This window comes from Streptomyces montanus, assembly GCF_005786655.1.
Taxonomy (GTDB): Bacteria; Actinomycetota; Actinomycetes; order Streptomycetales; family Streptomycetaceae; genus Streptomyces; species Streptomyces sporangiiformans.
Genome location: NZ_VBZC01000114.1, coordinates 2,311 through 13,747 on the forward strand (window position 1 = coordinate 2,311; position 11,437 = coordinate 13,747).

The window sequence follows — 11,437 nt, forward strand, 5'->3', positions numbered from 1 at the left end:
TCGATACGATGCCGAGGTAACGATCAACCGGGCGTGAGGAGGCCAAACATGGCAGGGGAACCGCAGGACGACTGCCTGTTCTGCAAGATCGTCGCAGGGAGGATCCCGGCGACCGTCGTCCGCGAGACGGAGACGACCGTCGCCTTCCGCGACATCAACCCTCAGGCACCCACCCACATCCTGGTGATCCCGAAGGTCCACCACCCGGACGCCGTCGCGCTCGCCAACGCCGAACCGGCGATCCTCGCCGACGTGGTGCGCGAGACCGGCGAGGTCGCCTCCGACGAGAAGCTCGACAGCTACCGCGTCGTCTTCAACACCGGCAGCGGCGCCGGCCAGACCGTCTTCCACGCGCACGCCCACGTCCTCGGCGGCCGTGGCCTGCAGTGGCCCCCGGGATAACCCGACGTGTCCGTACGTGAATTGGTGGTCCTCGGCACCGCCAGCCAGGTCCCGACCCGGCACCGCAACCACAACGGCTATCTGCTGCGCTGGGACGGGCAAGGCCTGCTCTTCGATCCCGGCGAAGGCACGCAGCGGCAGATGATCCGTGCCGGGGCCGCCGCGCACGACCTGCACCGGATCTGCGTCACGCACTTCCACGGAGACCACTCGCTGGGACTCGCCGGAGTGATCCAGCGCATCAACCTCGACCGCGTGCCGCACGAGATCATCGCCCACTATCCGCAGTCCGGCCAGCGGTTCTTCGACCGTCTGCGGTACGCGACCGCCTACCGCGAGACCGCCCGGCTCACCGAAGCCCCGGTCGCCGCCGACGGCGTCCTCGCGTCCTCGAAGTCGTACACCCTGGAGGCCCGCAGGCTCTCCCACCCCGTCGAGTCGTACGGCTACCGGCTCGTCGAACCCGACGGGCGGCGGATGCTGCCCGACCTGCTCGCCTCGCACGGGATCAAGGGGCCGGATGTGGGGCGGCTCCAACGGGAGGGTGCCCTCGGCGGTGTCCTCCTCGACGACGTCAGTGAGATCCGGCGCGGGCAGCGGTTCGCCTTCGTCATGGACACCCGGCTGTGCGACGGTGTGTACGCCCTCGCGGAAGGGTGCGACATGCTCGTCATCGAGTCGACCTTCCTCGACGCGGATGTGGAACTCGCCGTCGAACACGGACATTTGACCGCCGGTCAGGCGGCCGGGATCGCTCGGGACTCGGGTGTACGACATCTCGTGCTGACCCACTTCAGCCAGCGGTACTCCGAGCCCGAGGAGTTCGAGCGGCAGGCCCGTGCCGCCGGGTTCGAGGGAGAGCTGACGGTGGCGCACGACCTGCTGCGGGTGCCGGTTCCGAAACGGGTGTGAACGGCCCGTACGATGCGGTAATGCCCCTCCCCAAAGCCGAACTGCACCTGCACATCGAAGGCACGCTGGAGCCCGAGCTGGCGTTCCCGCTTGCCGCGCGCAACGGCGTCGAGTTGCCGTACGCCGATACGGAAGAGCTCCGCAAGGCTTATCAGTTCAGTGACCTCCAGTCGTTCCTCGATCTCTACTACGAGCTGATGGCCGTGCTGCGCACCGAGCAGGACTTCGCGGATCTGGCCGACGCGTATCTCGCACGGGCCGCGGAGCAGGGGGTGCGGCACGCGGAGATCTTCTTCGATCCGCAGGCGCATGCGGCGCGAGGTGTGGAGATGGGGACGGTCGTCGAGGGGCTCTGGCGGGCCCTCGGTCGGAGCGAGGCCGTGCACGGGGTCTCCACGCAGCTGATCATGTGCTTCCTGCGCGACGAGTCCGCCGAGTCCGCGATGGAGACGCTGGAGGCGGCACGGCCGTATCTCGACCGGATCGTGGGTGTCGGACTCGACTCCGCCGAGGTCGGGCATCCGCCGGTGAAGTTCCGTGAGGTGTACGAGGCCGCGGCCGCGCTGGGGCTGCGGCGGGTTGCTCACGCGGGGGAGGAGGGGCCGCCCTCGTACATCGCCGAGGCGCTCGATGTGCTCGGGGTCGAGCGTGTCGACCACGGGCTGCGCTGTGTGGAGGACCCGGCGCTGGTGGAGCGGCTCGTGCGGGAGCGCGTGCCGCTGACGGTGTGCCCGCTGTCGAACGTGCGGCTGCGTACGGTGGACGTCCTTGCGGACCATCCGCTGCCGGCGATGCTCGACGCGGGGCTGTTGTGCACGGTGAACTCCGACGACCCCGCGTACTTCGGCGGCTACGTGGGGGACAACTTCCTTGCCGTACGGGACGCGCTGGGCCTTTCGCGAGAGCGCCTGCGCGAGCTGGCCCGAAACTCGTTCGTCGCGTCCTTCCTCGACGATGACGAGGAACGCCGGGCTCGCTACCTCGCGGAGGTCGAGGCATACGAGTTCGCACCCTAGGCCACCCCGGTGACCAACCGCGCGTGAGTGAGGGCACGCCCCTTCAGGGGCGCGGGGAACTGCGCGACCAGCCACAACCGGCCCGCAGCCGAAGTGCGAAACCCACCCACCCCCTTCCCCCTCCCGCGCGTGGGCGACTGCGGATGGGGGCACGCCCCTTCAGGGGCGCGGGGAACTGCGCGATCAGCCACGACCGGCCCGCAGCCGAAGTGCGAGCGAGATGGGGGGCAGGGGGCGGAGCCCTCTGTTTCCACGGTCACCCCCGGCAGGGGTCAGCGCCAGTTCGGCCGCGCTGTCATCGAGCCGGAGGCCACCGCCTCGATCTTCGCCCTGATCTCCCGCATGATCACGACAATGTGCCGCTCATGCTCCGGAGTAAGACGCGACACCGGAACCGAGCAGCTGATGGCGTCCACGGCGGGAACGTCGTAGTGGAGGGCGAAGCCGAAGCCGATGATGCCCAGGACGCCCTCCTCGCGGTCGACGGAGTAGCCCTGGGAGCGGACGGAGGAGAGGTCCGCGGCCAGGGACGCCCGGTCCGTATGGGTGTTGGGCGTCAGCGATGCGTACGGCCCGGGCGGCAGGTCCTCGTCCGGCCGTTCGGCCAAAAGCGCCTTCCCCAGGGCACCCGCGTGAGCGGGAAGGCGGCGGCCCACGCGGCTGATCGTGCGCAGGTATTCATGGGACTCACGCGTCGCCAGATACGCGACGTCCCGGCCGTCGAGCCGGCCCATGTGGATCGTCTCGCCCAGGGCCTCCGACGCTTCGTCGAGGTAGGGGCGGACGACGCGGACCCGGGGGTCCGAGTCCAGATAGCTCGTGCCGGTGAGCAGGGCGTGGATGCCGATGCCGTAGAGCGAGCCCGTGATGTCCGTGCGGACCCAGCCGCGGGTGATCAGGGTCTGCAGCAGGGCGTACATCGAGCTGCGCGGAACGCCGAGTTCGTCGGCGAGTTCCTGGAGGCGGGCCGGGCGGTCTCCGCGTGCGGCCAGCAGCTCCAGCAGTTCGACCGTGCGGGCGGCTGATTTCACCTCGCGGACACCGCGCTCGTCGCGCTGGTCGCGCACGTCGCGCTCGTCTGTGGGCTCTGACATGTGCCGATCGTAATCGGGCGGTGCGGCCCCATTGACGGTGTGCATTCGCCTATCTAACCTCCATCTTCATACATGGATGACATCTACATACGGAGATGGACCTGCTGACCACCGGACTCGACCTCGTAGGAGCCGCCCTGTGAACCCCGAGCTGACCATCGCCGAAGTCCGCCTGACCCCGATCCTGGTCGCCGACCCTCCGTTGCTGAACACGCAGGGCGTGCACCAGCCCTACACGCCGCGTCTCATCATCGAGGTCGTCACGGCGGGGGGCGTGAGCGGTGTCGGTGAGACGTACGGGGACAGCAAGTATCTGGAGCTGGCCCGGCCCTTCGCCAAGAAGTTGACCGGGCGTCAGGTCAGTGACCTGAACGGGCTGTTCGTCGTCGCGGACGAGGTCGTGGTCGATCAGGCGCGGGTGCGGGAACAGGTCGACGTGGGTGGGCTGCGGGGAGTGCAGACCGCCGACAAGCTGCGACTGTCCGTCGTCTCGGGATTCGAGGTCGCCTGTCTTGACGCGCTGGGCAAGGCGCTCGGGCTGCCCGTGCACGTGCTGCTGGGCGGCAAGGTGCGCGACAAGGTCGAGTACAGCGGCTATCTCTTCTACAAGTGGGACGACCACCCCGAGGGCGTCGCCTGCGAGAAGGACGACTGGGGGGCCGCCGTCGATCCTGCGGGAGTCGTCGAGCAGGCGCGGAAGTTCACCGAGCGGTACGGGTTCAGGTCGTTCAAGCTCAAGGGCGGGGTCTTCCCGCCGGACGAGGAGATCGCCGCCGTGCGGGCCCTCGCCGATGCCTTTCCCGGTCATCCGCTCCGGCTGGACCCCAACGGCGCCTGGTCCGTGGAGACTTCGCTGAGGGTCGCGGAGGAACTCGGAGACGTACTCGAGTATCTGGAGGATCCCGCGCTCGGCACGTCCGCGATGGCCGAGGTCGCCGCGAGGACCGACGTCCCCCTCGCCACCAACATGTGCGTGACCACCTTCGCGGAGATCCAGGAGGCCTTCACGCAGGGGGCCGTGCAGGTGGTGCTGTCCGACCACCACTACTGGGGAGGGCTGCGCAACACCCGTGAACTCGCGGCCATCTGCCGCACCTTCGGGGTCGGGGTGTCCATGCACTCCAACACCCATCTGGGGATCTCCCTTGCCGCGATGACCCATGTCGCGTCGACCGTCCCAGGTCTCCACCACGCCTGCGACTCCCACTACCCCTGGCAGTCCGAGGACGTGCTCACCGAACGCCTCACCTTCGAGGACGGTTCGGTGAAGGTGTCCGACGCGCCCGGTCTCGGCGTCGAACTCGACCGGGACAGGCTGGAGTTCCTGCACCGGCGGTGGCTCGATGACGACGGCTCCCTGCGCGACCGCGACGACGCGGCCGCCATGCGGGTCGCCGATCCCGAGTGGGTCGCCCCGGCCGTCCCCCGCTGGTAATCAGCAACACCGGCTCACGGTGGCGCCGCACAGACCCCAACGAAGAAAGAGGGCACCCTACGGCGAGTGAGCCGAAGGGGCGCGCCGGTGTCGAGAGGCCGAACGCGCGGAGGCCCGACGAAGGAGGGTCGAGCACGATCGGCCTCTCGACACCGGCTGCAGCGCCCCGGAGGCGAACCGAGCCCCCAAAAAAATGGTGCACACTGGCCTCAGTCCGCACCACGTCAGGGGAGCGCACCGTGACCACGCCGCACGGAGAGGGACCGTACGCCCAGGCCCAGGTCGATCCGCTCGCCGGGCTGCGCAGCCCCGACGACCCGCCCTGGGACGTCTACCTCACCGGCACCGTCTTCCTCGACATCATCTTCACCGGGCTCGACTCCGCCCCGGTGCGCGGGACCGAGTCCTGGGCACGGGGGATGGGGTCCAGCCCCGGCGGTGTCGCGAACATGGCGACCGCGCTGGCCCGCCTCGGCCTGCGTACGTCGCTGGCGGCGGCCTTCGGCGACGACCACTACGGGGAGTACTGCTGGGACGCCCTCGAACAGGGCGAGCACATCGACCTGTCGGCCTCGCGCACCGTGCCCGGCTGGCACTCCTCGGTCACCGTCTCCATGGCGTACGAGGGCGAGCGCACCATGGTCAGCCACGGCCACGAGCCGCCCCCGGAGGAACCGGCCCCCGAGTGCCCGCCCCGCGCGCGGGCCGCCATCGCCGCGCTGGCGCCCGGCACGCGCGCGCCGTGGATCGTGCAGGCCGCGAGCAAGGGCACCCGGATCTTCGCCGACGTCGGCTGGGACGACACGGGCCGCTGGGACCTCGCCGGACTCCCCGACCTCGCCCACTGCGAGGCCTTCCTGCCGAACGCGGAGGAGGCCATGCGCTACACGGGCACCACGTGCCCCCGCGCCGCCGCCCGCGCGCTCACCGACCACGTACCGGTCGCCGTCGTCACCCTCGGTGCGGAGGGCGCGTACGCCGTGGACGGGCGCACCGGCGAGACCGCCGAGGTCCCCGCCATCGCCGTCGAGGCCCTCGACCCCACAGGCGCCGGCGACGTCTTCGTGGCCGGCTTCGTCACCGGCACCCTGGCCGGCTGGCCCCTCGCCGACCGCCTCGCCTTCGCGGGCCTGACGGCGGCCCTCTCGGTCCAGGAGTTCGGCGGCTCCCTGTCGGCCCCCGACTGGTCCGAGATCGCCGCCTGGTGGCGCCGCGTCCAGTCGTACGAGGACCAGGACCCGGCGGCGCTGCGGCGATACGCCTTTCTGGAGCAACTGCTCCCGGCGGGAACGGCGAGACCGTGGCCGCGCAGGCGGGCCGTACCGACCATCGGGTTCCGCAGATCTGCATGAACCGTTCCCGGGGCCTTTGGGGAACGGTTGCACGAAAACACCTACGGCGATGTCAGTGCCGCGACGTACCCTGGGCAGTGCACAGGCAACCCTTCGGCTAGCGCCCCGTACGAGGAGGACGAGCAAGGCCTACAGAGCCGGCCCATGACTGATACACCCACAGCGCAGAGCCCTGTCCAGGGAAACGCGAAAGCGCAGTTCACCGTCCCGCCCAAGCACCCCATGGTGACCGTGCTGGGTTCAGGAGACGCCCTCCTGCGCGTGATCGAGAAGGCCTTCCCGGCGGCCGACATCCACGTCCGGGGCAATGAGATCAGTGCGGTCGGCGACGCCCGAGAAGTCGCCCTCGTCCAACGTCTGTTCGACGAGATGATGCTGGTGCTGCGCACCGGACAGCCGATGACGGAGGACGCCGTGGAACGCTCGATCGCCATGCTCAGGGCGAGCGAGAACGGGGAGGGCCCCGCGGAGACCCCGGCCGAGGTGCTCACACAGAACATCCTGTCCTCGCGTGGCCGCACGATCCGCCCCAAGACGCTCAACCAGAAGCGGTACGTGGACGCGATCGACAAGCACACGGTCGTCTTCGGCATCGGCCCCGCCGGCACGGGCAAGACCTATCTCGCCATGGCCAAGGCGGTCCAGGCCCTGCAGTCCAAGCAGGTCAACCGCATCATCCTGACCCGCCCCGCGGTCGAGGCCGGCGAGCGTCTGGGCTTCCTGCCCGGCACGCTGTACGAGAAGATCGACCCGTATCTGCGCCCGCTCTACGACGCCCTGCACGACATGCTGGACCCGGACTCGATCCCCCGGCTGATGGCGGCGGGGACGATAGAGGTGGCGCCGCTCGCCTACATGCGTGGCCGCACGCTGAACGACGCCTTCATCATCCTGGACGAGGCGCAGAACACGAGCCCCGAGCAGATGAAGATGTTCCTCACCCGGCTCGGCTTCGACTCGAAGATCGTGATCACGGGTGACGTCACCCAGGTCGACCTGCCGGACGGCACGAAGTCCGGACTGCGTCAGGTCCAGGCGATCCTGGAGGGTGTCGAGGACGTCCACTTCTCGCGGCTCACCTCCCACGATGTCGTACGGCACAAGCTGGTCGGCCGTATCGTCGACGCCTACGAGAAGTTCGACAGTGAGAACGGCACGCAGAACGGCTCCCACAAGAGCCGCACCAAACGGAAGTAGACCCAGCGCGACCATGTCGATCGACGTCAACAACGAGTCCGGAACCGAGGTCGACGAGCAGGCGATCCTCGACATCGCCCGCTACGCGCTCGCGCGGATGCGCATCCACCCGCTCTCCGAACTCTCGGTGATCGTCGTGGACGCCGCCGCCATGGAGCAGCTCCACATCCAGTGGATGGACCTGCCCGGGCCGACGGACGTCATGTCGTTCCCCATGGACGAGCTGCGGCCGCCGTCCAAGGACGACGACGAGCCGCCGCAGGGTCTGCTCGGCGACATCGTGCTCTGCCCCGAGGTCGCCGAGCGGCAGGGCAAGGAGGCGCCGACGCAGCACTCCATGGACGAGGAGCTCCAGCTCCTCTCCGTCCATGGAGTGCTGCATCTGCTCGGCTACGACCACGAGGAGCCGAACGAGAAGGCCGAGATGTTCGGTCTGCAGGCGGCCATCGTGGACGGCTGGCGCGCGGAGAAGGGCCTCACCGGCCCCTCCCCGGCCCCGACCGTGTCATGAGTCCGCAAATCGTCCTCGGCGCGATAGCGCTGGTCGTCGTCGCCTGGCTCGCCGCCTGCGCGGAGGCGGGCCTCGCGCGCGTCTCCAGCTTCCGCGCGGAGGAGGCCGTACGCTCCGGCCGCCGCGGCAGCGCCAAGCTCGCCCAGGTCGCCGCCGACCCGACCCGCTATCTGAACGTCGCGCTGCTCGTGCGCGTCGCCTGCGAGATGGCGGCCGCCGCGCTCGTCACGTACGCCTGCCTGAACGAGTTCGACGAGACCTGGGAGGCCCTCGCGGTCGCCATCGGCGTGATGGTCCTCGTCTCGTACGTCGCGGTCGGCGTCTCCCCGCGCACCATCGGCCGCCAGCACCCGCTGAACACGGCGACGGCCGCGGCGTACGTCCTGCTGCCCCTGGCGCGCGTCATGGGCCCGATCCCGCCGCTGCTGATCCTGATCGGTAACGCGCTGACGCCCGGCAAGGGCTTCCGCCGCGGTCCGTTCGCCTCGGAGGCCGAGCTGCGCGCGATGGTCGACCTCGCCGAGCAGGAGTCCCTCATCGAGGACGACGAGCGCCGGATGGTGCACTCCGTCTTCGAGCTGGGCGACACGCTCGTACGGGAAGTCATGGTCCCGCGTACGGACCTGGTGGTCATCGAGCGCTACAAGACGATCCGGCAGGCGCTCACCCTCGCCCTGCGGTCGGGCTTCTCGCGCATCCCCGTCACCGGGGACAGCGAGGACGACATCGTCGGGATCGTGTACCTGAAGGACCTGGCCCGCAAGACGCACATCAGCCGGGACGCGGAGAGCGAGCTGGTCTCGACGGCGATGCGTCCGGCGGCCTTCGTACCGGACACGAAGAACGCGGGCGACCTGCTGCGCGAGATGCAGCAGGACCGCAACCACGTCGCCGTCGTCATCGACGAGTACGGCGGCACGGCCGGCATCGTCACGATCGAGGACATCCTCGAGGAGATCGTCGGCGAGATCACCGACGAGTACGACCGCGAGCTGCCCCCGATCGAGGACCTCGGCGACGACCGCTACCGCGTCACGGCCCGCCTCGACATCGGCGACCTCGGCGAGCTGTACGGCTTCGAGGCGTACGACGACGAGGACGTCGAGACGGTGGGCGGGCTGCTGGCCAAGGCGCTGGGCCGGGTGCCCATCGCCGGAGCCTCGTCGGCGGTCTCGCTCCCCGACGAGCGCGAGCTGCGCCTCACGGCGGAGGCCGCGGCGGGCCGTCGGAACAAGATCGTCACGGTCCTGGTGGAGCCGGTGGAGCCGGAGGGCCTGGTGGTACGCCAGGAGGAAGAGGAGAAGAAGCCGGAGTGACCCAGTGACTCCCCAGACCCTGCGCGCCTTCTGCCTCTCGTTCAACGCGGCGGTCGAGGACTTTCCGTTCAACCCGGACATCTCCGTCTTCAAGGTGCTGGGCAAGCTTTTCGCGCTGACCCACCTGGACGCCCGCCCGCTCACGGTGAACCTCAAGTGCGACCCGGAGGACGCGGTACGCCTGCGGGACGAGTATCCGGGGCTGATCGTGCCCGGGTACCACATGAACAAGCGGCACTGGAACACCGTCACGGTGGACGGGGAGCTTCCCGACCGGCTGGTCAAGGAGCTGATCGAGGACTCGTACGACCTGGTCGTGGCCGGACTTCCCCGCGCCGAGCGGCTCCGCCTGGACCGTCCCTGAGGATCTCGCCCCTCGTTCTTGGGCCCTCGCCGAACGGATGACCACCCGCGTTGCGGGAACTCGGCCCGTGCGACAGGCGATCTCAGGACAGGCGAAGTCACGAGAGACGATCTCTCGAGAGGCGAGGTGGGCCATGGCTCCGGGACTGCTGAAGACGCGCCCTTCGGCCACCGCCGGGGGGCTCGTGCCGGAGGGGCCCCGGCTGCTCGCGCGCGGAGTGGCGCCCGCGATGGGCGCGGCCGCCGGAGCGGTGGCGAGTACAGCGCGGGCCGGCGTACGAGGCGCGGACACCGTGGTGCGGGTCGCGCGCGTCGCACGCAACGCGCTGCCGGGCGGCTCCCCCCACTGGAGGTCCGGCGCGCGGGCGCACCTCGCGCTGCGGCCGTCGGAGCCGGAACGGGTGCCGGAGAAGGGCGGGGCGGAGCACCCGGGGCACCACCTGGCCGCGGCCCTGGCGGAGCACCCGGACGTGGCGTTCGCGTACTGGGACGGCGGGCTGGCACGGCTGGTGGTGGCCGCGACCGAGGACGCGCTCACCGACGAGGTGGTGGAGAAGGCGATCGCCCTCGCGGCCCGGCACGGACTCGCCGAGTTCGACACGTCGGTGGAGGAGTTCGAGCATCCGGGAGACCCGTCCGGCATACGGGCCGCCGCGGCGGTGCTCGCCATCGACGGGGTGGGCGCCGGAGCCGCGCTGATCGCGTCCCTCCTGCGCCTGCCGCCCTCGCCCCGGATGGTGACCGCGGTGGTGACGCTGCTGCGCGAGAACCCGCGCTTCCGCGGCCTGCTGCGCGCCCGGCTCGGCCGCTCCGGCATGGACATGCTGCTGGCCGCGGCGAACGCGGCCGCCCACGGCGCGGGCCAGTCACCGACCTCCCTGCTGCTCGACGGGGCCCTGCGCGCCTGTCAGTTGGCGGAGACGCTGGCGCGCACGGCCGCCTTCGACACGGTCCACGACGAGGTGTGCGCACCGGACCGGATCAGCGTGGCGGCGGACCACACCCCCCGCCCACCACTGCGCACGTCCCCGGCCCAGGAGTACGCCGCCCATGCCTCCGCCGGCAGTGTGCTGGGCGCGGCGGCGACGCTCCTGGTCAAGCACGACGGCTCGGAGGCGGCGGAAGCGGTCCTCGCGGGCTCGCCCAAGGCCGCGCGCTACGGCCCCGCGGCCTTCCACGCCGTGCTGGGCGGCGCGCTGGCCCGGACGGGCGTGCTGGTGCGCGACATGGAGCGGCTGCGCGAGCTGGAGATGGCCGACACGGTCGTCCTGCATCCGAGCGCGCTGCGCACTCCGGGCGCGGGAGCGGATCCGTGGGCCGAGACCGTGCTGGACGCGGCTCGTCGCGCCGGGCTGCGCGTCGTGGTGGTGGACGACCCCGCGCTGAGCGACTTCACGACTCTCGCCGACCACGTCGTGCCCGGTGACCGCCCGTTGAGCGAGGTGGTGAACGCGCTGCGCGACGGGAAAGGGACCGTCATCACGGTCGCCCGGCTGCTGTCGGCCGACGACAGCGACGTACTGTCCGGGCTGCTCGGCGGGGACGTGGCCCTGGCCCTCGCGGACCAGGACGGCGCGGTCGTGTGGGGTGCGGATGTCGTGGCCCTGCACGGGCTGGCCGACGTGTGGCGGCTGCTGACCGCGGTGCGGGCCGCCCGCGTGACCGGCCACAGGTCGCAGACCCTGGCCCGGTCCGGCGCCGCGCTGTCGGGACTGCTCGTGGCCGTCGGCGAGTCCGGGCGCGGCCGCCGCACGCTGTTGCCCGGCGTGCGGCACGCACCGGTCGACGCGGCCGCGGCGGTGGCCCTGCTGTCCGGGGCGCGAGCAGCCCTCGGCGTCG

Annotated in this window: 10 protein-coding genes and 1 pseudogene; 10 read left to right on the forward strand and 1 reads right to left on the reverse strand. The window is 70.7% G+C overall.

Going from position 1 to position 11,437, the window contains the following annotated elements:
* The first annotated feature begins 48 nt into the window (after positions 1–48).
* The 3 genes from FE633_RS45625 to FE633_RS45635 are packed head-to-tail and all read left to right on the forward strand — an operon-like array spanning position 49 to position 2,330.
* Positions 49–402, forward strand: a complete 354-nt coding sequence (locus FE633_RS45625; protein WP_138051047.1) for a histidine triad nucleotide-binding protein — start codon at positions 49–51, stop codon at positions 400–402.
* A gap of 6 nt (positions 403–408) precedes the next feature.
* The gene (locus FE633_RS45630) at positions 409–1,314 is read left to right on the forward strand and encodes a ribonuclease Z (RefSeq protein WP_138051048.1); all 906 of its coding nucleotides are present in this window, start codon (positions 409–411) and stop codon (positions 1,312–1,314) included.
* Between the two features lie 20 nt (positions 1,315–1,334).
* Positions 1,335–2,330: an adenosine deaminase gene (locus tag FE633_RS45635; RefSeq protein ID WP_171060402.1), complete on the forward strand. Its 996-nt coding sequence runs from the start codon at positions 1,335–1,337 to the stop codon at positions 2,328–2,330.
* 272 nt (positions 2,331–2,602) lie between these two features.
* Here FE633_RS45635 and FE633_RS45640 read toward each other — a convergent pair whose 3' ends face one another.
* Positions 2,603–3,424, reverse strand: a complete 822-nt coding sequence (locus FE633_RS45640) for an IclR family transcriptional regulator (RefSeq protein WP_138051050.1) — start codon at positions 3,422–3,424, stop codon at positions 2,603–2,605.
* 139 nt (positions 3,425–3,563) lie between these two features.
* On the opposite strand from FE633_RS45640, the gene FE633_RS45645 reads away from it, so the two are divergent.
* The 7 genes and pseudogenes from FE633_RS45645 to FE633_RS45675 all read left to right on the forward strand — a co-directional run.
* Entirely contained in the window at positions 3,564–4,859 is a 1,296-nt protein-coding gene (locus tag FE633_RS45645; protein ID WP_138051051.1) for a glucarate dehydratase family protein, read from the forward strand.
* 239 nt (positions 4,860–5,098) lie between these two features.
* Entirely contained in the window at positions 5,099–6,211 is a 1,113-nt protein-coding gene (locus FE633_RS45650; RefSeq protein WP_171060403.1) for a carbohydrate kinase family protein, read from the forward strand.
* 144 nt (positions 6,212–6,355) lie between these two features.
* Complete coding sequence (locus FE633_RS45655) at positions 6,356–7,408, forward strand: PhoH family protein (protein WP_138051052.1); 1,053 nt, start codon at positions 6,356–6,358, stop codon at positions 7,406–7,408.
* 13 nt (positions 7,409–7,421) lie between these two features.
* Positions 7,422–7,919, forward strand: coding sequence for an rRNA maturation RNase YbeY (ybeY, locus tag FE633_RS45660; RefSeq protein WP_119100740.1), 498 nt, complete (start codon positions 7,422–7,424; stop codon positions 7,917–7,919).
* On the forward strand, positions 7,916–9,235 hold the full coding sequence (locus FE633_RS45665) for a hemolysin family protein (protein ID WP_138051053.1): 1,320 nt from the start codon (positions 7,916–7,918) through the stop codon (positions 9,233–9,235). Before ybeY ends, FE633_RS45665 begins: the two co-directional genes overlap by 4 nt.
* Positions 9,236–9,239: 4 nt before the next feature.
* Positions 9,240–9,599, forward strand: a complete 360-nt coding sequence (locus tag FE633_RS45670) for an MmcQ/YjbR family DNA-binding protein (RefSeq protein ID WP_138051054.1) — start codon at positions 9,240–9,242, stop codon at positions 9,597–9,599.
* A gap of 133 nt (positions 9,600–9,732) precedes the next feature.
* Positions 9,733–11,437: pseudogene (locus FE633_RS45675) on the forward strand (cation-translocating P-type ATPase); the annotation flags it as partial.

Excerpts from the sequence above, each read along its gene's own strand:
- FE633_RS45625 (WP_138051047.1), top strand. The coding sequence starts at position 49 with ATGGCAGGGGAACCGCAGGACGACTGCCTGTTCTGCAAGATCGTCGCA.
- FE633_RS45635 (WP_171060402.1), top strand. The coding sequence starts at position 1,335 with ATGCCCCTCCCCAAAGCCGAACTGCACCTGCACATCGAAGGCACGCTG.
- FE633_RS45640 (WP_138051050.1), bottom strand. The coding sequence starts at position 3,424 with ATGTCAGAGCCCACAGACGAGCGCGACGTGCGCGACCAGCGCGACGAG.
- FE633_RS45655 (WP_138051052.1), top strand. The coding sequence starts at position 6,356 with ATGACTGATACACCCACAGCGCAGAGCCCTGTCCAGGGAAACGCGAAA.
- ybeY (WP_119100740.1), top strand. The coding sequence starts at position 7,422 with ATGTCGATCGACGTCAACAACGAGTCCGGAACCGAGGTCGACGAGCAG.
- FE633_RS45665 (WP_138051053.1), top strand. The coding sequence starts at position 7,916 with ATGAGTCCGCAAATCGTCCTCGGCGCGATAGCGCTGGTCGTCGTCGCC.